A 23,326-nucleotide genomic window follows, 5' to 3' on the forward strand; every position below is an offset into this window, starting at 1 on the left:
TTCAATCCTTGTTTTAATGGATGTTGCTCTGAAAGGCTTCGCCTACGATCTTACGATCTGAATCCCAAAATCTGTTTCAATCCTTGTTTTAATGGATGTTGCTCTGAAAGTGACCTTATTCCAAAAGCCCTCCTTATTTTTGAGGGGTTTCAATCCTTGTTTTAATGGATGTTGCTCTGAAAGGGCGGGCGAGACACGGGCTGACATTCATCACGCACTGTTTCATCCTTGTTTTATGGATGTTGCTCTGAAAGTTCGCCAAATATGGGTGGCATAAGAGCTAAAACAAAGTTTCAATCCTTGTTTTAATGGATGTTGCTCTGAAAGCGTCAAACGGGCACCAAACAATCGTATCGGGTTTGTTTCAATCCTTGTTTTAATGGATGTTGCTCTGAAAGAGGAGCTAACCGCCTCAGCACGTTCCAAATTTTTTAGTTTCAATCCTTGTTTTAATGGATGTTGCTCTGAAAGCTATGCAAGCCCTATACATTACCATAGGCTAGAAAGTTTCAATCCTTGTTTTAATGGATGTTGCTCTGAAAGTTGCAAACAAAGGGTGATGCAAGTTTAGCGCCTTTGTTTCAATCCTTGTTTTAATGGATGTTGCTCTGAAAGGAGATAAGCTGATAAACGTAGGGTACAGATGGAAGAGTTTCAATCCTTGTTTTAATGGATGTTGCTCTGAAAGCCCAAGAAGGTAACTAAAAAGACCGAAGAGGAGTAGTTTCAATCCTTGTTTTAATGGATGTTGCTCTGAAAGATGTCATAAAGGGTGATAGTGCATAGAAGGTAGTGTTTCAATCCTTGTTTTAATGGATGTTGCTCTGAAAGTACAAGGTTAGTTATGAAATATTTGCCTATTAAGTGGTTTCAATCCTTGTTTTAATGGATGTTGCTCTGAAAGGTATTTGTTGGTGTCTGATATGCTAATAAGATTGCTGTTTCAATCCTTGTTTTAATGGATGTTGCTCTGAAAGAGTACATCGCTGCAATCAAGCGAGAGTATCAAGAAATGTTTCAATCCTTGTTTTAATGGATGTTGCTCTGAAAGACAATACTGAAGACTTAGCTACAAAGCAGAACATTGGTTTCAATCCTTGTTTTAATGGATGTTGCTCTGAAAGTCCCCTTATCCACTCCCAACCCTAAAAAACCACCCGGTTTCAATCCTTGTTTTAATGGATGTTGCTCTGAAAGATTACACAGAAGATCAAACAAGAAACCTATAGTCAAGTTTCAATCCTTGTTTTAATGGATGTTGCTCTGAAAGCCTGGATAGGTTGAGCAAAATATCAAGACTTTGATGTTTCAATCCTTGTTTTAATGGATGTTGCTCTGAAAGTAGATGAAGAATATGCTTGCGTTACGTTCACACCGTGTTTCAATCCTTGTTTTAATGGATGTTGCTCTGAAAGATGGTCGGAGACTCAAGTATAGGAAAAACACCCGCGCGTTTCAATCCTTGTTTTAATGGATGTTGCTCTGAAAGCTTCGTCATAAGTATGTTTCATATTATTCTAATTCGTGTTTCAATCCTTGTTTTAATGGATGTTGCTCTGAAAGAATTATCAAAAATCAGGTGCCAGTTTTCTAGACAAGGTTTCAATCCTTGTTTTAATGGATGTTGCTCTGAAAGGGGCTTACGCCCCCGATGAAGACTTAGCAGATTACAGTTTCAATCCTTGTTTTAATGGATGTTGCTCTGAAAGATAACACCGGCTATAAGTGGGAACTAGTGGAGAAGGAGGTTTCAATCCTTGTTTTAATGGATGTTGCTCTGAAAGGTTAATTAAATAATTCAATTCACAACTTTTAAACAGTTTCAATCCTTGTTTTAATGGATGTTGCTCTGAAAGTTAATGTGGTGCCAAATATGTGGTGGGCATATAGTTCGTGTTTCAATCCTTGTTTTAATGGATGTTGCTCTGAAAGAACAAAGCCCGAAGCAACAAAAACATCGAGCTTTGAGTTTCAATCCTTGTTTTAATGGATGTTGCTCTGAAAGTCGTCTTTCTTTGTTATGAGCTAAATATCAGCAAGTTATGGCATAATTACTAGAGGCTGAAAATGAAAAAAATCAAGAAGTCAAAGAGCTTTTGATGCTTATTTTAGCAAGTTTTCCGAATAGGTAACTCTCTCATTCATAAAGCATTAAAGGCGTATTGGGCGCCACCCCAAATAAATTGCCCTCCGGAAAAAGCACCACCCGATCAAAACAGGTGGTTTACTGACCCCAATTTGCATATCTTTTTTTAGATTTGGTAGCTTTTGCCAAAATATTTTTATTCTGCTTGAGGCATCGCTTACCAGCCGGGAAAAAGAAGTACTGCGCTTGATTGTAAACGGGCGAACGACGCCCCAAATCAGCGAAAAACTTTTTATTGCCCCCTCTACCGTAGAAACCCATCGCCGCAAGTTGATAGAAAAACTGGGGGTAGAGAATGCCACCAAAGGGTTGATAAAGTATGCCTTGGAAAACAATTTGTTTAAAAATGATGGGTAAGCCTTTATCAGTGCAGGTGTAACCAGCACTAGCCATATTCACCCAGTTTCCTACCTGGCGGGTTTTGGAAACCTGCCAGGTAGGAGGTGTGCAGGCTACACTTGTAGCCCCCAGGCCCTATTTACCCATATCTTGCGCTATAGTATATTCCAGCGCCTTCTTATCGTTTGCGTACAAACCCCAAGGCAAGGGAGAGGTTTGATTTTTTTTGTCAAAGTATTCCGAACCCCTACAGTCATACACCGGTTGGTTTAAAATACGGTGGGAGAGGGGAGTAGCTGAGCTCGACTTTAGGCACCGCACACTGCTTTCAAAAGCAGTGGCTATATTGTCTCCTTTAGCCAGGTTCTTGTAAAATTGCACCGCAAGCTTTGCTGCCAAAGTATCTTTTACATTGGCCGAAGTAGCAATGACCGCCCCAACCCCTGAGTCAAGCAAAGTTTGTACGTGGGCTTTAGTAGAGCAACCATTCAAAAAAACCAGTTTTAGCAGAGTCTTGTTTCTTTCCACCAACTCCTCGGCAAGCTCCCCAAAAAATGCAGTATGGTCCTGAAACCCTAGCTTGGTACTATTGGCATGCCCGCCAAAATGAAACACCGATATTTGATCTTCCCAATCTTTTAGAAGTGTAAAATAATCATCTATATTCAAATCATTGCGCCACAAATGTTTTTTGAGCAGTTGTTTTGACTCTAAAGGGTGCAGGGCATTATGAATGCCTTTTTGTTCTTCGGTCAGGTTGGGCAAATCACCTTTTGGGTTGGCAAAGCCCGTAAAAATGACAGCATTATTCGTGGGCGCTGGCACCTCTTTTTGGTTGATTACCTGGTGTACATCGCCGCTGCCCAGGTTGATCATTGTATGGAGGTTAAAATTCTGGGCAATGCTTTGGTGCATACCCCCTACGTCTACCGCAGGGGTTACCCCAAAAGAAGTAGCTTCAAGCGCCTTGGTCAAGTCTGCTTCACTCAGCCCCAACACCGACACCCGCACCCCCAGTTTAAACAAAATGGTTTTAAGGTCTACCATTACATCGTTGAGCTGTACCAATTTGCCCGAAAAAGTCGGGTTGTTTACCGCATCTTCGGTATTGTAGGCAAGGTTCCAGAGCTCTACTTCAGCAGTTTCTAAGCGATAAATAAATTCTTCGTCTGAAATGTTTTCGTCCGAAAAGTAAAATAAAACAATATGCTCTATAGTTTGGTCTACAATCTCTACCCCCAGGTTGAGCCCGCTCGAAAGCCTGAAATACTTGGTAAAAGTACTGGTAAGTTCGGTCACAATCTCCTGGTAATTTTCATCCAGCTTAATTGTGCGTTCAGGGGTGCGGTGTCGGTATTTGATACAACCCGACCCTATGTCTATTTGAGCATTCCCCTTGCTTTTTCGCCAAACCTCTATTTCATCTTTCGACTTCTGGGTCAAGTAATTAAAATTGGTATTCTCAAATATCACTTTGCCCTCTATGGATTCAAAAAACAACCCCGTGATTCTTTTGAGCAATTTTTCGGTATTGCTCCCCCTAAAGTTAAGTTCCCCGTTTTTACCCACCGTTATCTCGGTAAAACTAGTAGGCAAGGCTGCCCGATCGCTAAAGTTAGACAAGGGAGGGAATTGGGTTTCTATAAATTCGGTTTCGCTATCAAAGGTCACATTTTTAAACTTCAGGGGAGCATTAAACACTGCTTTGTCAAAATAGGCACCCTGAAAGTGTACATTTTCAAACCAAACTTCATCATCATGTTGAGCAGCTTCAAAGATGCAATCCGAAAAGTGCGCTTGGTGGGCAAACTGAGTAAACCGAACACCTTTCAGCGCAAAACCACCTAAAAAACGGGTGCTTGTCAAAGTAAAAAAATGAGGGTCATTTACCTCTTTAATCTGGCAACTCTTGTGACATACCCCGTTGTTAAAAATCAAAGACTTGATCACCCCATACCTAATGATCAAAGGCCCCTCAAAGCAAGCACCATCCAGGGTAAGCCCTCGGTTGAATTGGCAGCCCACAAAGCGCGCTCCTTTGGCAAAATAACTGTGGGCAAAAGATACTTGGGTAGCAAAATTGAATTCTTCGAGGGCAAGGTTTTCACTAAAATAAAACTCGCTAAACACATATTGGGGCTGGGCTTGGGCGCCAATGACCTCCACCAATTCCCAAAACTTTTCAATCAACCCCTGCTTACTTTTCCAGTCAGCATCTTGGCTATGAAACAAGCACCGCCCCTCGCTATCCAGCGGAAGCGGGAGCATTTGCCCATAAGTACATTTTTTAGGTTGTTTAGCGTGTTGATATACGTGAGTACACATGAGATTATTTTTTTGTTTGATTCAAAATGATTCTACAAAACTGCCAAAACTTGCGACTTATCGCTCAAAGCTTGGAACGCCTACTCCATATACCCATAACCCACCGCTGTTTTAGCTCCGATGCCCTGTTGGGCAAGTGCTTGCTTGAGCCAAGTAGCGGCTTGCGCCAAAAGTTCTTGGTTCGCGGCGGAGTTTTGGCGTATGCCTAATACAAACTGAAACTTAAGTGGTGTAGGTTGAGCCCCCGCCGCTTGCCTGCCCACCGTCAAAAACGGAATAGGGGTAGGGTTAAGGTAGTCAGCGGGGGGAGTATCGTCTCCATAATAATCGCTGTAATGCGGGTTCATAATGTCTACTTCTAGCGTAGGCTCGGCACAAGGAAAAGCATCGAAAAAAGTGATTTGCCCTTGTCGTGCCTCTTTGTAAAAACTTTCGTCACCACAGCCAAACACGTCGCAAAACTGTTTATCTTTCAAGGCAAGCTTTTCGCCCACATTGTCGGTTTTTGCATCGTGCGATTCTTTATTGTTTGTGGTTTGCAAACACAGTGTTCTGATCACCCAGTTGCGCACCACCCCTTTTATACTGCTTGCCGGAATGTAGGGAATGCCATACACATGGTGCAGGGTAATAGAGGTTTCGTACACACTTGCCTGCCCCAAACCCACCACCAGCCGCCCATCTACACCCATGGGGTAGGGCTTGGCTTCAGCGCATAAGCCCTTTGCCAAGGCAAGGTGTTTTTGGCAGTTTTGGGCAAAATTGAAGTTGCCAAAGTTGGGTTGGATAGTGAACTTGTGTGCATCGTCATTTCTAAAAAAAACAAACTTGTCTTTGTCTGTAATTACATCCCCTCTTTTTTGTATAAAACGCGCCGCCTTGTTGAGCTTTAGGTGAAAATTGTCTATATCATTCAGCAGCGCTTTGGTATCGGCAGGCAAACGGCTTTCGTGCGCATTAAAACTGTCCTCTCGCCAAGTACCCATTTTCTGCGCCCGTTTTTTTGCCCTGGCAGCTTCCTCCTGTTTTGCGGCTTCGGCCTCCCGCTGAAGCGCCTGTTTTTTAGCGTTTGCTTTTTGTGCTACCACCTCCTGACTTTTGGGTACTTCTTGGCCCTCGATCAAGATTTTTGTAATCGGGTTGCCCTCAAACTCACAAGCCAAACGTCTTTTGCCTGAAGTAGGCTTGTAAGCATCAAACATAAACTCTTTGGGTACACTCAACTCTTTGCCGTCTTCAGGTTTGATGCTGGCGCCCCCTTTTTTCTTAATAATAATGGTTCCTTTCCGCATTAGTCGCCTCCTTCTCCTTCAATCAAACCATCGGCAAAGCGACGCAACCAAGCCAAAAAAGCCAACACCTCTATAGTGGCTGCCCGATATTGAGCACTGTCCTGATGAATGATTGCTTTCACCAAAGGCTCGTTGCCCAGCGGTAACACCTGTTTTTCGTCTTTTCTTATCCACTCTTCTATGTGTGCATATAACAAACCCCAGCTTTTGCTTGTATCAGGTTTACCGTTTTTATTTCCTTTAGAAAAAGCAAAAGCAAGTGCCGCCCCCAAACCATTGGTTTTGATAAGCATAGGCATTTTCTTGGCGTACGCCTTATACTCTTTTGCCTTACTACCTAAATCTTTTTTGGCTACTTGCGCACACGCAAAAGCAAAAGCCGCCCGCCCTTGCTCCAGCGTAGTTCTCAACGTTCGGTTACTCATTGTTTGGTCGCTCCTTTCTCTGCTTTTTTAGCAGTTGCCACATCCATCAACCTGGTTCTTACAACACCCTTGCCCAAGGTAGCGTTGCCGCCTATTTGCATCACCTCAGGCAAGTGTTGTTGAACAAAGTAGAGTACATCTGCCTCTTTCATTTTATCTGTTTGTTTGCTAAACTCTGGTGCCACCAACGCCAAGGTATACAGCACGCTTTCGGCGGGCAGGTATTCTTCAGTAAAAAGTTGTCCATCGGCTACCGTACCTGTATCGCTATTTATTTTGGTGCGGGTAATTACCTCGGTACTCAGGTTTACAAAATCCCTGAAGTCATCGTTGGGCAATACCACCACATCTTGTGTTACTTTTTGTTGGCTAAACCCCTGGCTTGCCTGAAAAACACACCCCGAAAGCCACTCGCAAAATTGAGAAGTGTCCTTGTCAGCCCTTACCCCAAAGGCGTACTCCTCTAGTACCACATTTAGCCCATCTTTGCCGGGCAGTGTCAGGGTTGAGTTTTCGGGCACCAACCCATACCCTTTGGGTATTGCAATACCCTTTACCCCCGCCAGTTCCATGTCCAGGGCAAATTGCTGCAATACCTGGGGGCAAGTAATCCAGGCAAAGACGCCCTTCATCGACTTGACCGGAAACAACAACAAGCGGGCATCGGCAAAACCCACACAGCCCGAAAACTCGTTGTTGAGTTGGTTTTTTTTATCCGTAAAACATTGCTTTAAAGCGGCTTTTTGGATGGCATCCAAGCTGCCATCGTCATAACCAAAAATACGTTGAATTTTGGTGTCAGGGGCATTCCAGCTTGCAAATTGAGCTGCTTCTTGCCTGCCTACTCTGCGCTCGATAGCCTCCCGAAAACTCCCCTTGAGAGTACTGCCTTCCATTTTAGGAAAGCCGGTGTGTTTTTCTCGCTGAATGGGCAAGTCTACTACGCCCAACTCCGACCCGCTTCCGGCGTGGGTGGGCGTTTCACAAGTCAAAAACAAAGGATTTGCTGTTCTATACATGGTATTTTGAATGTTGTTTTAAAGTGATTATTTTTTTACTTAATAAATTGCTTCAGGTCTTTTAGGTTGTACTCTATCAAGGGTACTGCCGACAATGCATTGGTTTCGTGGTACATGTAGTAGAGCGGAATGCCGTGCTGATAGGCAAGTAAGGTGAGCAGTGGAGTAATGGCTTTGTAACCTGCCGTGATGTTCAGCACAAAGTCTTTTGGCTTTTGTGCCATTCCCAATTGTTTTTCCAGCAATTGCCGCAAGTTTTGCACCCCTACCCTATAGTGGTTGCCTTTCGCAAAATTGAGATCTTTGACAATATGCAAGCTTTTACCCTGGGTAGCAAAGTCCACATTGGGTAGGCTAAAATGTATGTTGATATGGGGGCAGTGGTTTTTGTCTGGAGTAAACCATTCTTTTACCAGCAAAGCCGCCTGCACCGAAAGTACCGTATCGGTAGCTATCAGAAATACCTCCAGGGGCATTTTTATTTCATTATAAATTTTTAAAATACTTCTGATTTCGGCACTGCATTCATCATCTTGCCAAATGACTCCTCCCCTGGTGACGGTATCTTCTACCTCTTGCAGGTCTTGTTTTATCTTGGGGTAAGCCCAGTGTCCAAAGGGGTGCAATTGCTTGGCAAGATTGTTATAATGCCTTCGTTCACTGTCTTTACCCTTGCCATAGTAATAATGCTCAAACAAAGAAGTACCTACAAAAGTGATGAGTTTCAATTTTTTCATAAGATTCGTTTTCCTTTTTAGTGTGTAAAGAAGCCTCTATTGACCAATGCTGTTTCCTTCACAAAGCCTTTAGCCATTAGCTTCTCCGTGCGGCGGAGCGGAGCAAAGCTCTCATTGGCTTTAGCCCGTCGCAGATGGCTCACGCGTCTGTTTGTTTAAATGCTCAATCCTTAAGGAAACAGCATTGGGCTACCATCTGTCGATTTTATAAGCCGCTAAAAATCAATATATTATAAAACAGGTAGCATGCTTGCAAATCAGCCTAAAGGCTGTAGAAGCTATCGCCCATCGACTGATGGACTATGGACAAAGGCGCTCCCACTACTTGCAGCTTGTACTATAAGCTATTGTTAGTTTGTATAAATAAGGCAAGCCCAAAGCCCTCGTTGGCTCTTTGGTCGGACAAGGATGCAGGGCTAAATTTTTGTTGCAGCAGCGGGGCATCTTCGGCATTTGTCAGGCGGAAATAATACACCGCCCCCGCAGGCACCGCCTTGAGCATAGGCTTGGGCAATTGGGTGTGCATATCAAACCCACCTACGGGCACAGGCTTGCCAGTGGCTGCCGCCAATAGTTCTACCTCTACCGTTTTTTGGTTGTCAATTGCTAGTCTACCCTTGCCCGTTTGGGGGTGGATAGATGCCGGACACCACCCATTATCGAAAAGGGCAGGAGTGAGTAAAACCAACTTAAAAATGTTGGCTTGTGCTACTACTTGCGAGGGCAGTTGTATGGTAGGCTCAAATACCTCGTAGCTCACTGCCTTGCCCTCACCGCCCAGCCTGAAAAAGCCCTTGGCGGGAAGACTTTCCATTGCAGGCAAACCCTCAAAATCCAGCACCATCGAAAGTGCCGAATAATGACCTTTTTCGCCAAAAACAGGGCGTACCATTCCCACCCTATAGAGCAAGCCTTCGAGGGTGGCATTGGTGAGTTTGCTGCGTCCTATGCCCACTTTAGGCTCCACCTGAAGGTAATCGCTCCAAGGGCTCACTCCTCTATCGCTATGGTTTTCTAGTGCATACTCTTTCAGTGTTCTTTCGTCTATTAGCCCCTCTATGTTTTCTACTTGCGCCTCTTGGGGCGGAGCCAGCCAATGACTCAACTGAAAGCTAGTAGCGGCAATGCTATCGGGCAAAGCCTGCAACTGCAACAAACAAGGCGCTTCGTCTTGTTTTTCTTGCACATAGTCCAGCGGGCATTCTATATGTAGCTTGTTGTTCACCAAAAAGTAAATGCCCTTGATCCGCAAGTGGGCGGTAGGGTCGTTGGTTTGCCCTGCTTTGCCCATTTCGTGCGGATGCAACGAAAAGTAGAGGCTACGCAAGGCGCCGTAAAACACGCCAGGGCCAGGTGGAAACAAGCCTTCTGCCCAGGTTTCTTCGCCCAGCGAAAAGGGTTTGCCATCGCGAAAAAACAGGGTGTCTAAAGCATCAATCTTTATTTTCATCGTCAGCTGGTTTTTATGAGTTTAGGTTGACAAAATCGGCAATGTGTAAACTATAGATAAAGTTACGGATGAGTTTTTCTTGGTTTTCTGATGCTCCATAGAGCACTACCAACGCATCAAACAATTCATCTTTGGCACTTTGGGGAGTGTCGAGCGCTGCTGCACGACCAATCAGGCGAGACATTTCGACAAACAAATCTTGAGGCCTTAACTCCTCAATTTGGGCAGCTTTGATCCCCGCCAATTGCAAAAGCTCTTGGCTCAGGTTAAAAATAAACTTGTTAGAAAAATGCTTGTTTTTCAAATGCTGGGCAATGGTTGCCATGCTTTGCCAACAGGTGGCGGTTTTGTCGCGCTTGTATTGTTGCCACTTAAACACCGCTTCTTGCACTTCGCCCGAATGTTTCATAGCAGCTATAGCAAAGGCATTGCGGTCACCTTTTTCTTTGGCGAGGGTTTCCATCTGACGGGCTTTTTTGAGCACCTCGGCAAAGGGCGCCTTGTAATGGGCAATCACGATGCCCGCCGAAAAATGCAGCAACTCGCCCGACTCGGCGTATTGATCTTGCACGGGGGTGCTTACCTTTTCCAGAAACAAGTCGCGCAGCTCGTGCACTACCTCAAACAAGTGGCTCAAGTTGATAAACCCCAAAAAATCGTCGCCCCCGGCGTATACCACTTGCCCATTGTGCCTCAAGGGGTTTAGTATGGTGCTGGCGTGGTCAGCATATTGTAGCAATAGCTCAGAAAAATGTTGGTGAAAATCTAACAGCTTGTCGCCTTGGTATGCAGGCTTTAGCCGATTGCCCGAGAGCCAACTGCCCATTTGGTCTACATCAAACATCAACACCGCATAGTACTTCTGGAAGGCGAGCCCCTTTTGGGCAAAGTCAGTAGCTACCTTTTGGTGTTGTACGCGGGCGTTTGCCAGTTGGTCAGCACAAAGCACCTGCTTACTGGTGAGGTTTTCTTCAAAAAAGAATTGATGACCAAAAGGTGTCCAATCATCATTTTGTCTAACCTTTACCTGTTTACCCTCCAGCAATCCGAAAAACTTGCTATACTCGTTAACGACTTCAGGGGTGGCTTGGCGCAACGACTCCATCAAAGCCACCTTTGCCGTAGAAGGAAACTTTTCAAAGTGCCCCATTCCTTGTTTATAAAACCTCTTTAAGAAACTGACCGCACTCAAGCCCTCGTTGGCAACTACTGGGGCAGAGGGCAACTCGTGGGCGTGGGGGTTCCACCGCTTCAAGTAAAGCGGGTTGGTACCTTTGCCAAAAAACACCGCGTTGCGTTCCCCGTCCAGGCTGCACTTACGCCCTTGTTCGCCCAGCTGCTCCGCATAGTCATATTGAGCAAAAGTGCGCAGGTTTTTGGCAATGCCCAGATTTTCTTCAATGTCTTTAAAGCCTTGGGCGTAGCCTTTGTTCAAGCCTTGCACCACCCAGTGTATTTGCAAGTGTTGGGCTATTTGTTCGTCAAAACCTAGAGGTTTGGTTCTATTGCCCAAAGCTTCTTTTGCCTTTTGGCGAAAAGCCTCCCGCACTGCTTGAGCTACCCTGGTACCAAAGGCTTGGCAGTCTCCTTCGGCTATAGTTACCCTGGCAATAAAACGGTTGGGCAGGCTTTGGGCAGCGTCAAGCCCTTGTTGGTTTTTTACATAAGGAAAAATCACATTTGCCGCCCCTACTACCTCAATGGCCACTTTTGTCAATTCTGAGAGTAGGGTACTGCCCGCATACAAGTCACGGGTTTTGCGGGCTTGGGCTATAAATGATTGCACTGGGCCAATGGTGAAAATGAATAGGTGTGGGCTCATAAAATATGGTTTTGGAATTGTTCCTGAATATCGCGGTGTCTTTGGGTGCTCCTTTTGCCATTATCCCAAGCCATGTTCAATGTAGTAATCACAGGCAACAAACCTTTGGGCGAGCTGATGGCTGACACAAACACCGGAGAAGCCAGTCGTTTTTGCCCCGCAGCATATCCTATAGCCTGGCGATAATCCCAAGAGTCGCCATTAGAGGCCTTTACTGCGCTGGTGGCAGCACCAATTCTTCGGAGCAAATTGGGGTACATGACGCTGCCCAAGCGTATTTTTTTGATATAAGGAAAATCTGCCTTACCCTCATCATCCGGGCGTTTCAAAACATTGCTTTGTGTGTGTAGTACCTTGCCTGTAACCTTGGCGTACAATTGCTGGATGGTTGCCAACGAATAGTCTATCTGAAAAGGCGTGGTAGGGTCTTGCCCCGTTTGGGTATGGGTAATTTCAAAACTTCCAAAACCCCGACGGGCTCTTTTGCCCAAAGCCCCCAATATAGACACCAACTCAAACAAGCTTTGTAAGGCGGCTATATCAAACTTTTTCCCGTTGATTGTAGCAATGTTATAAAAAGTAAATCGCAACCTAAACGTGGTGCCCACAGGAATAGCTAATAGCGTGAATTTAGCTGATGCTTTATGAGGCAAGGGGTTAACGTTTTCAGTTGGTGTGTCTCTGGGCTGTTGCCTCAAATCAAGTACCCTGATCGAGAAAGTACTTCGTTGCTCGGTGCTTCCAAAAATCATCCCCTCTAGCTCCTTAAGTTGGGCAAGGGGCAAGTGTCCGTGCAAGGCACGCCACCAAAAGCGCAGCACTCCTTTCACGCTGGCGGGGCGTAGCTCAGGCGTGGTGCCATTTGCCCCATGCAAAAACATGGGCGTAATGGTTTGGCAGGTAAAAGTGATGGTGTTTGTCATAGAGTGTTGTTAAATGATACAGTCAGAATAATTTCCATATTTTAACAACTGTGAGATTTTTTGTGCAAGGCTAAAAATCCCTGGGTTAAATTTGAGTACTTTATTTTGACAATATCACTGAGTGAAGATCAATTGGCTGGGCAGGAAGAATGAGGGGGCAAGTAACACACTTTGCCGCCAAGGTTTATCCTCAGTTCTGATGATTTTTTATCTCCTCAAAACTAAGGAGGGAGTGGGATAATCGTTGTCTTTTTGCCACTGCTGTTTTAAGTGTTCCGCAGGATCACTTGAAACTGATGTATAAAAAGAAGTCTCCGATCTTTACAAGACAGGCTTCTAGCTGTATGGTACTCTACCCAGCTTTTAGTCATCGCCTCAGCTCGTGTCTTCATGAGCTGATCGGAACCCTGAAAAACACTATTTACAGGCGCTACGGCGAGGCGATTTAGCTTTGCTGAGCACCGACATTCATCGGTATCTAAGGACTCGTAAACTTGGTTGTGAAGACACCATAGCCGTCAGGTTAAGAGGAGCATAGTAAAAAAAAATTACTTAAAAATACCGTCATCGCCTCAGCGCGTGTCTTCACGCGCTGATCGAATCGCCAAAAGGGGTAAAAAAACAGTAGCCTGACGGCTATGGTGAAGACACAAACCGAGGCGAAAAAATAGTAGGGTAGAGTAGCCGTATGGCTAACCTCAAGAGCTAAAATATTTTGCTTTGGCAAACGCACAAAAAAACACAAGTACGCAAAAAAACTGCGCAGCATCCTTTTTAAATTTGTGCTATCAGTACAAACGCAAATCATTTGGTAAATAAAAAATCATGCTACTTACGATCACCACCACCCATCAGCCCGCCACCGACTTGGGGTACTTGCTACACAAACACCCCGATAAGTTTCAATCGGTAGCGCTATCTATTGGCAAAGCGCACATTTTTTATCCAGAAAGCGCCCCCGAAAAAACAACCGTGGCTTTACTTTTAGACATTGACCCAATAGATATGGTAAGGGGTAGCCGAAACTTGGCAGGCAAAGGCTTTGCTTTGGGGCAATATGTTAACGACCGCCCCTATGTAGCTTCCTCTTTTATGAGTGTAGCCTTGGCAAAGGCTTTTTCTACGGCAATGAACGGTAAATGCAGTGCCCGCCCAGCGTTGGTATCGGTTAAGATGCCACTAGTGGTCAGGATAGCCGTATTGCCTGCGCCTGCTGGTGGAGAAAAATTGATTCGTAAATTATTTGAACCACTGGGTTACACCGTCGGGTTGCAGCGCCATACCCTGGACACGCAATTTGCCCAATGGGGAGAAAGCAAATACTACACTCTAGAGCTGAGGCATACCATTGCCCTCAAAGATTTATTGTCGCATTTGTATGTGCTCATCCCTGCCCTAGACAATGATAAGCACTATTATGTAAGTCAAGGAGAAATTGATAAATTATTGGACAAGGGCAGGGGCTGGCTGGAAAACCATCCCGCCAAGGAACAAATCACTCGAAGGTACTTGATCAATCTAGGTTCGCTTGCCAAAGAAGCCTTAAACAGACTCAACGAAGCGGTAGAGGACAATACAGCGGATGAAGTACCCGAAGAAATTAAACAAAAGAAGCAAACCCTGCATCAGCAACGGCTTGGGCAAGTACTAGCACAACTTAAAAAAACGGGGGCTAAATCGGTCATTGATTTGGGGTGTGGCGAAGGCAAGTTGTTGAAAATGTTGCTTAAGGAAAAACAGTTTGAGAAAATTGCCGGGATGGATGTGTCTTTTGGGGAGTTGCTCAAAGCCAAAAATAAATTATACTGGGACGAGATGGCGCCTAAACAAAAAGAGCGGATTCAACTTTTTCAAGGCGCATTGACTTATAGAGACAAAAGGCTGGAGGGGTATGATGCGGCGGCATTGGTAGAGGTGATTGAGCATTTAGACGAAAGTCGGCTGAAATCGCTGGAAAGAGTGGTGTTTGAGCTGGCTCGCCCCCAAACAATGGTTATTACCACCCCCAATGCCGAATATAACGTGATGTATGACGGCATGGAGGCAGGGCACATGAGGCATACCGACCACCGCTTTGAATGGACAAGAGAGGAGTTTGAAAGTTGGGCAACTGACCTTGCCGAACGACATAATTATACGGTGATTTTTTTGCCCGTAGGTCCAGAAGAGCCAGCGATAGGAGCACCCTCACAAATGGGTATTTTTACAATTAAGAAATCATAAAAAAATGGAAATTAGTGTACCTGAATTATCATTGGTATTGCTGGTAGGGGCTTCGGGTTCGGGTAAAAGCACCTTTGCCCGTCAGCATTTTGCCCAATACGAGGTAGTGTCTTCCGACGAGTGCCGTGCGATGGTGTCGAACAACGAAAACAGCAAGGACGCCACCAACGACGCCTTTGACTTGCTCTACTATATGGTGGGCAAACGCCTCAAAAGAGGTTTATTGACTGTAGTAGACGCCACCAATGTGCAAGCGTCGTCGCGCAAGGGGTTGGTAGTGCTTGCCCGCGAATACCATGTGTTGCCCGTAGTAATTGTGTTAGAGCTGCCCCAAAAGGTTTGCGAAGCACGCAACCAAGCAAGGGCAGATCGTGACCTGGGAGGGCATGTGGTTCGCCAACAATTGCAACAACTCAAAAAATCTATCAAAGGGCTCAAAAGAGAGGGTTTTCGTAAGATTTATAGGCTCAAATCTCCCGAAGAGGTAGCAAGCATTACCAGCATTGGTCGAGAAAAACTCTATAACGATAAAAAACATATTTCGGGACCTTTTGACATCATCGGAGACATTCATGGCTGTTATGACGAAACCGTTGACCTGCTAACAAAACTTGGTTACCAGCTAGAGGCAACCCAAGACAACGGAAACAACTTTGGTGTGGAGGTAAGCCATCCTCAAAACCGTCAGGTAATTTTTCTGGGCGACTTGGTAGATAGAGGCCCTGGCTCGCCTGCCGTGTTGAAACTGGTAATGAGCATGGTAAATGCTGGGGTGGCTTGGTGTGTGCCTGGCAACCACGACCTCAAACTGCATAAAAAGCTCAAGGGCAAACAAGTGGCGATTAACCATGGCTTAGCCGAAACCTTGGAACAATTAGCCGCAGAATCACCAGAATTTATAGGGCAAGTCAAAGAGTTTTTGTATGGGTTGGTGAGTCATTATGTGTTTGATGGAGGCAAGCTTGTGGTAGCGCATGCCGGTATCAAAGAAGAGATGCAGGGGAGAGGTTCGGGGGCAGTAAGGGCTTTTTGCTTATATGGTGAAACTACTGGAGAAATTGATGAATTTGGCTTGCCAGTGCGCTACCACTGGGCAAATGAATACCGAGGCAATGCCAAGGTAGTGTATGGGCATACGCCGGTGCCTGAAGCCGAGTGGTTGAATAAAACCATTGACATTGACACAGGTTGTGTATTTGGCGGAAAGTTAACGGCTTTGCGTTACCCCGAAGAAACTCTAGTGTCGGTGGCAGCCAAAAAAGTGTATAGCGAACCTGTTCGCCCACTGATGCCCGAAAAAGAAGAAGTACTGAGCCACCAACAGGCGTATGATGACCTGCTGGATATAGAGGAAGTGACAGGAAAACGAATTGTACAAACCCGGCTAAGACATAATATTACTATTCAGGAAGAAAACTCTATTTCGGCACTGGAAGTCATGAGCCGTTTTGCCATCAACCCCAAATGGTTGATCTATTTGCCGCCCACCATGTCGCCTTGTGCTACCAGCGAATTGCCCGACTTTTTAGAACACCCCAGGCAAGCCATCAATTATTATAAAAGTCGAGGCGTTGAAAAAATCGTTTGTGAAGAAAAACACATGGGCTCTCGGGTGGTGTTGGTCATTTGCAGAGATGAATCAGTGGCTCAATCTCGCTTTGGGGTCATCAACGAAGGCATTGGGGTGGCTTATACCCGCACAGGAAGAAACTTCTTTACCGATAAAAACCTGGAAGAGCAATTTCTACTGCGCGTGAACCAGGCTTTAACCAAGGCTGATTTTTGGGAGACACATCAGACCAACTGGGTGTGTTTAGATACAGAACTCATGCCTTGGTCGGCAAAGGCGCAAGCTTTGTTGCAAAATCAATACGCCTCGGTGGGGGCATCTGCCGAAAATGCCCTACTTGAGGTCAATCAAGTATTGCAACAAGCCATCGATCGTGGCATTACCGATGCACAAGGTTTGCTGGAGAAGTTTGCCTATAAAGAAACAGCCATTGGCAAATATCGACAAGCTTATCGCAATTATTGTTGGGAGGTAAGCTCAGTAGAGGATTATCAACTGGCTCCCTTTCATATTTTGGCTACCGAAGGAGGGGTACACACAGATAAAAATCATGCGTGGCACATGGAGCAAATCAGAAAAGTTTGCGCGGCTGATCCGCAAATTTTCCGAGCCACCCCTTACCAAGTCATCAACACCCACAACGAGGCGAGTGTACAAACCGCCATTGATTGGTGGATGGAACTGACGGCTAAAGGAGGCGAAGGAATGGTAGTGAAACCCTACGATTTTATTGTGTATGGCAGCAAAGATGGCTTATTGCAGCCTGCCGTAAAATGCAGAGGGAGCGAATACCTGCGTATTATTTATGGACCAGAGTATGACTTGCCCGCAAACCTCCAACGGCTTAAAAACCGCGCCTTGGGACGCAAGCGTTCTTTGGCTTTGCGAGAGTTTGCCCTGGGGGTTGAAGCTCTGGAACGTTTTGTCCGCAAAGAGCCTTTGAGACGCGTGCACGAATCGGTCTTTGGCGTGTTGGCGTTAGAGAGCGAAGAGGTAGACCCTAGATTGTAAGTGTGTGTAGGGTTTTCTTATGAAATTCATGAACAACAATATCCGTTTGATAGTCAGTGTTTTATAGTTGGTTGTTCTATATTTAAGACTTCCTTGTTGCCTCCCTCAGACTTACCCAATGTCTACTGGAGAGGCTAGAAGAAGTCTTACAATGCTTTAAAAAATGCGATCAAATTTTATAAAAAAACTGTGACCTGCCCAATACTTTGTCCTGCCACTTTCTCAATATTGAGAAAGTGCGGCAACTGGGGTACTTTTTAAAATAGTAGATGTAACCCAGGAGTTATCCTGACCTTTTCCACCCCGTCCAATATTCACATCCCCATTGGTATTCTTCGAAAATAATTACTCCATTGTCTTGGGTAGCTTTTACATAGCGTGCACTGCTCTCAAATGCCGCTTTGATGGAATCGCCCTTGGCGAGGTTTTCATAAAAGGCAATAGCAAGCTTAGCCGCCAAACTGTCCTTTACATTTTTGTATGCCGTTGTGCTCACAGTTGAGGTTGGCAAAATCTGTAAAAATAACGGGTTTATTGTGGCTGTGTAGCGTTTTCTTGAATTGTTGAAATACGCCCAAAGTTAGTCAAAATAGCATTCGTTTTTATACTTGTTTTTTAAGGGGGTATGAAAAAAACTACCTCATTTAAGCTTAGTTTTTGTAAATTGTGACCATTTAACAAACAATTATTCCACATGGAAAAAACAGATTCAACGAATATTGCAGAAGTAGAACGCATCACAGCAATGATAGACAATATCACCCCCGATTATGTACATAAAATCTCGGACAAGTTGTATAAATACCAACCTTACTTGATTTCACTTGTGTTGGGCGATCAAGTAGACTTTACACCATTGGAAGCCGAGGAGATGTTGAAATTTTACTTGATGCTGTGGGAATACTATCAGGATAAAAAAAATATCAAAAAAGTGCCATTATCTGCTGAGAAGTTTAGACAAAAGCAAAGCAAAAATATTGAGTACTTCAATTACCTAGAGAAGGAAAGTAAAGAAGGAGCCGAGTTTGCCACAAACATCAATATTGCCAACACTCACTCAAAGTATTTGTTGGGTGCCATACTAAAACGGTTTCAAACGCGCCCAGTGCTGGTAAATATGCCCCATCAAAATAGAGTCGTTTTCTTGATAAGTTGTAAAAGTTTAGTAGAATGTTTTGATGATATTGTGCTGGCTAAATAAATGTCCATTGCTGGTACAAAGGTCTTTCGCTTAGCCTTGAGGATTGTGTTGTTAATCATCTTTGTAACGGGCAAAAAGGGATGAAGCTACTAAATGATTAAGGCTCTTATAAAGAATTGGGCTGAAGGGTTATTGTATGCTCATGTTTGCTCTTCACTAGGGCAACCATTCCGATAAATCGCGAACTTCCATTGCATTACAGCAAGGGATTGCCCCTACATTTATCACTTTAAACTATACGTCTGTATATTAGAAATTTTAAAAACTTCATACACGCTTAAAATGTATCCGCAGGATGCTTAATAAGAGCCTAATTTTTTATAAGAAAACTCTGACGCAGGGCACGTTTTATCTTCAGCTGTTCTTTAGGTAAATTGAGGTCGTGTTTAGGGTTGGCAAAAGCAATAAAAATAATTGGGTGTGGTTTGGTCATCGCCTCAGCTCGTGTCTCCACCATAGCCGTCAGGTTAAGCAAACAAGTGTAGAAAATTCACCCTAAAAATACCGCCACTACCTCAGCGAGTGTCTCCACTCGCCGATTGAGTCTCTAAAAAAAGCGCCCAAAGACAGTCTGGTCTCTTGTGAAGACACAAGCGACGGCGGAAAAAAGAGGCTAACCTGACGGCTATGGTGTCTCCACGAGCTGACCGAAACCTTGAAAAGTACTTTTCCCAGGCGCTGCGACGGAGCGATTTAGCTTTGCTGAGCACCGACATTCATCGGCATCTAAGGACTCGTAAACTCGGTTGTAGAGGCACAAACTGAGGAGAAAAAATAGTAGGGTAGAGTACCAGTTTATAAAACCCTTTTCAAAAACTAACGATGGTAGTGTTGGGTGAAGCCCCAATATCCTCAAATATGTGCAGTCACCCGTAGGGAGTTATCGCTCAGCTCAATTTTACCTATACTTGGGTAAGTGTTCAACTCTATATCCTAAAGAATGCATTGAGCTGGTTGCTTTTTTGAGAACCACCAAACGATGAAGGACGAAGGACGTTTCTTCAATCAAAATTATGTTCTTGAGATACTCATTCGCAGCTACAGTGCCCTCAAAGACTATCAACACAAAACAGACGCGTTGGAGCAAGCCATAGACATATTTGACAAAATGCTGCAACGCCCTGACTATCGCCAGCACGCCCAGCACACTGTGCTTAAGGCAGATGAGGCAGCAAGTAAAAAAGCTTGATTTTCGGCAGACAGGCACGCATGGCGTGGAGGGCAATGCTGATTCAATATCGATGTAAAATAGGCTTGAGATTCCTCAAGCCTATCAAAAACTTTATTACCTACTATTTTCGCCCTGATTTGTGTCTTCACAACCGAGTTTACGAGTCCTTAGAGATCGATGTATATCGATGCCCAAAAAACAATTTACTTTGGGTTTCTATAATCTGTAAAGACACGTAGGCGAGGCGAAGATGGTATTTTTAAAAACCGAAGCTAAAGTTTTACTGTGCTGAACTCAACAAAGTTAAAAACTGGGTAGAGTACTCACTAACTCAAGTTACGCAGTTTTCTGAAGGTCACCTGTTTCTATTGTTGAATGGCTATATTGTTGCGCAATGCGTAGCCCAACCATTGAGCAATAAAGCCATATAACCATCAAAATAAGTAGGTCTGCGTAACTTCAGTAACTACTCTACACTTTGCTAAAATGCAGAATTCCCCAGTTGAGGTGTTTATTTTTGCCTGCTTCAATCCAGTGTTCTAAATTATTTTTCATTTGGTCAATGTATGTTTTATTTGAAGCCTCTATGATAGACTCATAAGACCGGTTGAGTTCTGCCAATACCTTGGTATAATGCGTAATGAGTTGTTCGGGCATTTCTATTACCTGCTTTTCTTTCAGGTTATTTTCTTTGGCAAGTGCCCGATACAGTTTTACTGAACCCAACGCCTCTAGGTAAACCCTGGCTAATACATTATCCAGCACACCTTCCGGGCAGTCATCGCTTTGCATGGGGTCAGTAAAAATAAACTCACCACCTGACTTGAGTACCCTTTGTACTTCGGCAAATACCTGAGGTTTATTACCACTATGCAAAATGGCATCTTCTGACCATACCACATCAAATGTAGCATCATTGAAAGGCAGCTCCTCAAAATTACCTTCTTGTACAGTAATCAGATGAGACAATTTTTCCTCTTCATTTTTGGAACGGTTTCGCTCGTTTTCTACCTGGCTTAAATTTAAACAGGTAACCTTACATCCATATTTTCTTACAAGTTGTCGGGCAGCCCCACCATACCCAGAGCCTATGTCCAGAATATGAGTGTTTGGCGTGATGTCCAGCATTTGCCCCATGGTGCCCACTGTGGTTTTACTGGCGGCAAAAATAGAGGTATTGTTGAGGTTGTAAATACCTACGTGAATATCTTCGCCACCCCATATTTTATAATAAAACTGATCGGCTTCGTGACTGTCATAATATTCTTGAGTGGCTTTTACAAGATTGCTGCTTTCTGTCATGATGTATAATTATTTATTGTCTTCTATATAAGTTTTTTCGGCAATGTGAATCAAAAAATCTGCCTCTTTGTGTTTGTGTTTTTCCGTAAAATCGCCGTAAGTGATTACCTGTTGAAATCCTACTTTTTTCATTAGGCAGGTAGCATAGGCTTTTCGCAGGGGAACATATTCATATGAAATACCGAGTTATCGGAAAATTTGTATCTAAGGAATGGACAAAAAATAACTTTTCAGTTTAGAGGAAGTCTTTCCACCTAATGCTTTGTTACTTTTTTTAGCCGTAGCTATGGCTACGCCTGCAAAAAGTGCCGCGCCTTAGAAGAAAACCTCTCCCCCGAAATCGGTAACTTATTTTTTCACCATTCCTAAACCTCGCTAATCTTTCGTCAACATGCTCAGATGCTGCTTTTACATTGTTGCCAGCATAATAATAAGTATGAGAACTGTCAAAGCCTACTGCCAAGTTTTGATGATTTTCTTATAAGGCTCTAACAAATTTATAAAATACTTTCTATACAAACTAATTAGACATGAAATAACCTCTTTATTTATGTTAGTTAACTATTTGATAAATAGGTAATTATATTTAAAGTTGATTGTCAGTCATTGTCAGAGAGGGGTTGTGTCTTACTGAACCTACCAAAGCCGCCAGGCATAAAATACCAAAATATCAAGCCTTCCACAGACCTGAGATTTTGAGTAAAATAACAGCATTTGAGCAAGTAGTTATTTGACTAACCCCAATTGAGCATTGCCCCCAAATTATTCACCGCAGTTTGGTAGTTGGCAACACTCAGGCTTTGCTCGTTACTTGGGTACAAAAACCTTAAGGGCAACTGATCATTGTTTACATTAGAGGCGGCTGGAGACATAAACGGGATACAATTGAAGCTTGCTCCGCTTTCTATATACCAGCGGCGTACCTCAGGGTAGAGTTGTAGCCCAGGAAAAACAGCGCCCACCATTTTTGTCGCCAAATGTCGATGGGTTGTGTATAGGGTACCCCTGAATTGGTATAAAAATCGTTCAAACTTGTCCAGTCAAAAATAGCGTAATTTTACCGAGTGATTGGCCATAGAATCTTCAATATCATTAGGGTAATGGGTAGCCGGAGCGTTGGCTATCCAACCTTTGGTGGCAGCTCTGGAAAGTAAGGTTTGAGGTGTTGCCAGCAGTTGCTGTCCAATACGCAACACCTTTTCGTCTTCCTAAGAATCCATTGGCTGCTTTCCCAGGCAAATCAAAGAAAGGAGAGGTGAGGGGCCTTGCAAATAGAAAAATCATAAACAAAAATAAGGGAAGCACTCAGAAAAATGTGGGGAGAGTTTTTACCCCGCTGATAGTCAGCGTTGATTTTTTTAACACAGATCAATGAACACTTCCTGCCATTTTAAAGGCTCCCAAACTTAAAGCTAAGCCCTAGCCCAATGCCCCAAATGCTTACGGTATAATACTCGGCATAAGAGCCGCTAAAACCGAAATAAATTTTGGTGTTTGGGTTGTCTACCAAGGCATACTTAACCTGCGCGTTGACCTCCCAACGAGGCGAGCCCACTGTAGAGTTACGGGCAATGACATAACGAAACTCCGTTCCTAACTTCATCCTTGTCGGAAAAGCATCAAAGCCAGCTGTAAGTTCGCTAAAAGTAGGGTTGGGACTGTTTGAGTCTTGTTCGTGGTAGAGTCCCCAGCCAATCCGAAAATCGTAGGCTGGATCCATGATAGGGTTGATTTGTAGCAGCTGTATTTCGTGGGTAGGAAAGCTGGTGCGGTTGCCTAGCACAGTTTCGGTAAGGTAAGTATACCTATAGTCAAACGATAAAAAGCCTACCCTAAATCGGGCCCTGGGGCGATAAAGGCTTTCTGTACTGGGAACAAAAGTAGCGTCTCCTCCAATTTCAAAGCTGATAGGCACATAAGTACCACCAGTTTCAGCGTTTCGCCGAGCAAACGAGTTAGCCAATATTTCGTTGATAAAAGAAGAACAAACCGTAGAACCAATACTACTACACATACTACCTAGTGCATCTCCGGCACAACCCGTCCCAGCATCTCCACAACCTCCTCCACTGCTACCCGAGCTGGAACGATTGCTTCGGTTACCGCTTTTTTCTGACTTGTCTTTTATTTTCCCAATTTTTTGTGCTTGAGCATCCAGTTGAGTCCCAGCTACTAAAAGCGAAATAAATAGAAGTATAGTTTTTTTTATCATGAGTCGATATATTTATATCCTTATAGATTTGTAACGTATCAAGCAGGAAAATCAATTCAATATTTTGTGATCAATTTGCTCATCAACACCTTTCCTGAAAAACATTTCTTTACAATCACCAGATAAGGGTACCAAAGTTAAATTAGAGACTCTGTTAC

Annotated in this window: 20 protein-coding genes and 2 CRISPR repeat arrays (1 of these 22 running past the window's edge); of the genes, 5 read left to right on the plus strand and 15 right to left on the minus strand. The window is 44.1% G+C overall.

Annotated features, from left to right (window positions below):
- A CRISPR array of direct repeats spans nt 1-184; the repeat unit is 37 nt; unit sequence GTTTCAATCCTTGTTTTAATGGATGTTGCTCTGAAAG; it begins 2,233 nt to the left of the window's first position.
- Between the two features lie 106 nt (nt 185-290).
- Nucleotides 291-2,005: direct repeats of the CRISPR family, unit length 37 nt; unit sequence GTTTCAATCCTTGTTTTAATGGATGTTGCTCTGAAAG.
- Between the two features lie 282 nt (nt 2,006-2,287).
- Nucleotides 2,288-2,503 carry a response regulator transcription factor gene (locus M23134_RS41225; RefSeq protein WP_262492914.1) on the plus strand — a complete coding sequence of 72 codons (216 nt, stop codon included), beginning with the start codon at nt 2,288-2,290 and terminating at the stop codon, nt 2,501-2,503.
- A 117-nt stretch (nt 2,504-2,620) separates the two neighbouring features.
- On the opposite strand, the gene M23134_RS19040 is transcribed toward M23134_RS41225, so the two are convergent.
- The 8 genes from M23134_RS19040 to cmr1 all read right to left on the minus strand — a co-directional run bounded on the left by M23134_RS19040 (nt 2,621) and on the right by cmr1 (nt 12,478).
- A complete protein-coding gene (locus M23134_RS19040; RefSeq protein ID WP_002698837.1) occupies nt 2,621-4,810 on the minus strand; it encodes a CHAT domain-containing protein in 2,190 nt (729 codons plus the stop codon).
- A gap of 80 nt (nt 4,811-4,890) precedes the next feature.
- Nucleotides 4,891-6,102, minus strand: coding sequence for a type III-B CRISPR module RAMP protein Cmr6 (gene cmr6 / locus M23134_RS38490; protein WP_002698839.1), 1,212 nt, complete (start codon nt 6,100-6,102; stop codon nt 4,891-4,893).
- The gene (gene cmr5 / locus M23134_RS19050) at nt 6,102-6,527 is read right to left on the minus strand and encodes a type III-B CRISPR module-associated protein Cmr5 (RefSeq protein ID WP_002698841.1); all 426 of its coding nucleotides are present in this window, start codon (nt 6,525-6,527) and stop codon (nt 6,102-6,104) included. Before cmr5 ends, cmr6 begins: the two co-directional genes overlap by 1 nt.
- On the minus strand, nt 6,524-7,546 hold the full coding sequence (gene cmr4 / locus M23134_RS19055; protein WP_002698842.1) for a type III-B CRISPR module RAMP protein Cmr4: 1,023 nt from the start codon (nt 7,544-7,546) through the stop codon (nt 6,524-6,526). Before cmr4 ends, cmr5 begins: the two co-directional genes overlap by 4 nt.
- Nucleotides 7,547-7,581: 35 nt before the next feature.
- Nucleotides 7,582-8,283, minus strand: coding sequence for a hypothetical protein (locus M23134_RS19060; protein ID WP_002698844.1), 702 nt, complete (start codon nt 8,281-8,283; stop codon nt 7,582-7,584).
- A 337-nt stretch (nt 8,284-8,620) separates the two neighbouring features.
- A complete protein-coding gene (gene cmr3 / locus M23134_RS19065; RefSeq protein ID WP_002698846.1) occupies nt 8,621-9,733 on the minus strand; it encodes a type III-B CRISPR module-associated protein Cmr3 in 1,113 nt (370 codons plus the stop codon).
- 13 nt (nt 9,734-9,746) lie between these two features.
- Nucleotides 9,747-11,555 carry a type III-B CRISPR-associated protein Cas10/Cmr2 gene (cas10, locus tag M23134_RS19070; RefSeq protein WP_002698848.1) on the minus strand — a complete coding sequence of 603 codons (1,809 nt, stop codon included), beginning with the start codon at nt 11,553-11,555 and terminating at the stop codon, nt 9,747-9,749.
- On the minus strand, nt 11,552-12,478 hold the full coding sequence (cmr1, locus tag M23134_RS19075; RefSeq protein WP_002698850.1) for a type III-B CRISPR module RAMP protein Cmr1: 927 nt from the start codon (nt 12,476-12,478) through the stop codon (nt 11,552-11,554). Before cmr1 ends, cas10 begins: the two co-directional genes overlap by 4 nt.
- 825 nt (nt 12,479-13,303) lie before the next feature.
- Here cmr1 and M23134_RS19080 point away from each other — a divergent pair.
- The gene (locus tag M23134_RS19080) at nt 13,304-14,701 is read left to right on the plus strand and encodes a 3' terminal RNA ribose 2'-O-methyltransferase Hen1 (RefSeq protein ID WP_002698851.1); all 1,398 of its coding nucleotides are present in this window, start codon (nt 13,304-13,306) and stop codon (nt 14,699-14,701) included.
- A gap of 4 nt (nt 14,702-14,705) precedes the next feature.
- Nucleotides 14,706-17,282, plus strand: coding sequence for a polynucleotide kinase-phosphatase (locus M23134_RS19085; protein WP_002698852.1), 2,577 nt, complete (start codon nt 14,706-14,708; stop codon nt 17,280-17,282).
- Between the two features lie 283 nt (nt 17,283-17,565).
- Here the strand turns inward: M23134_RS19085 and M23134_RS19090 are convergent, their stop codons facing one another.
- Nucleotides 17,566-17,778 (minus strand): hypothetical protein, encoded by a 213-nt coding sequence (locus M23134_RS19090; RefSeq protein ID WP_045113883.1) that lies wholly within the window; start codon nt 17,776-17,778, stop codon nt 17,566-17,568.
- A 198-nt stretch (nt 17,779-17,976) separates the two neighbouring features.
- Between M23134_RS19090 and M23134_RS19095 the strand changes: the two genes are divergently transcribed.
- Nucleotides 17,977-18,483, plus strand: coding sequence for a hypothetical protein (locus M23134_RS19095; RefSeq protein ID WP_002698859.1), 507 nt, complete (start codon nt 17,977-17,979; stop codon nt 18,481-18,483).
- A gap of 310 nt (nt 18,484-18,793) precedes the next feature.
- Here the strand turns inward: M23134_RS19095 and M23134_RS41230 are convergent, their stop codons facing one another.
- On the minus strand, nt 18,794-18,940 hold the full coding sequence (locus M23134_RS41230; protein WP_157558548.1) for a hypothetical protein: 147 nt from the start codon (nt 18,938-18,940) through the stop codon (nt 18,794-18,796).
- 522 nt (nt 18,941-19,462) lie between these two features.
- Here M23134_RS41230 and M23134_RS19100 point away from each other — a divergent pair.
- Nucleotides 19,463-19,672 carry a hypothetical protein gene (locus M23134_RS19100; RefSeq protein ID WP_002698862.1) on the plus strand — a complete coding sequence of 70 codons (210 nt, stop codon included), beginning with the start codon at nt 19,463-19,465 and terminating at the stop codon, nt 19,670-19,672.
- A 453-nt stretch (nt 19,673-20,125) separates the two neighbouring features.
- Here the strand turns inward: M23134_RS19100 and M23134_RS19105 are convergent, their stop codons facing one another.
- From M23134_RS19105 to M23134_RS19115, 5 genes are all read right to left on the minus strand, one after another.
- The gene (locus M23134_RS19105; RefSeq protein ID WP_002698863.1) at nt 20,126-20,956 is read right to left on the minus strand and encodes an SAM-dependent methyltransferase; all 831 of its coding nucleotides are present in this window, start codon (nt 20,954-20,956) and stop codon (nt 20,126-20,128) included.
- Between the two features lie 9 nt (nt 20,957-20,965).
- Nucleotides 20,966-21,088 carry a hypothetical protein gene (locus tag M23134_RS42520; RefSeq protein ID WP_002698864.1) on the minus strand — a complete coding sequence of 41 codons (123 nt, stop codon included), beginning with the start codon at nt 21,086-21,088 and terminating at the stop codon, nt 20,966-20,968.
- Nucleotides 21,089-21,690: 602 nt separating this feature from the next.
- Nucleotides 21,691-21,933, minus strand: coding sequence for a hypothetical protein (locus M23134_RS19110; protein WP_157558549.1), 243 nt, complete (start codon nt 21,931-21,933; stop codon nt 21,691-21,693).
- Nucleotides 21,934-21,996: 63 nt separating this feature from the next.
- Nucleotides 21,997-22,152, minus strand: coding sequence for a hypothetical protein (locus M23134_RS41235; RefSeq protein WP_002698868.1), 156 nt, complete (start codon nt 22,150-22,152; stop codon nt 21,997-21,999).
- A gap of 194 nt (nt 22,153-22,346) precedes the next feature.
- On the minus strand, nt 22,347-23,168 hold the full coding sequence (locus tag M23134_RS19115) for a hypothetical protein (RefSeq protein ID WP_002698869.1): 822 nt from the start codon (nt 23,166-23,168) through the stop codon (nt 22,347-22,349).
- Between the last annotated feature and the right edge of the window lie 158 nt (nt 23,169-23,326).

The sequence above is a fragment of the Microscilla marina ATCC 23134 genome (assembly GCF_000169175.1).
Taxonomy (GTDB): domain Bacteria; phylum Bacteroidota; class Bacteroidia; order Cytophagales; family Microscillaceae; genus Microscilla; species Microscilla marina.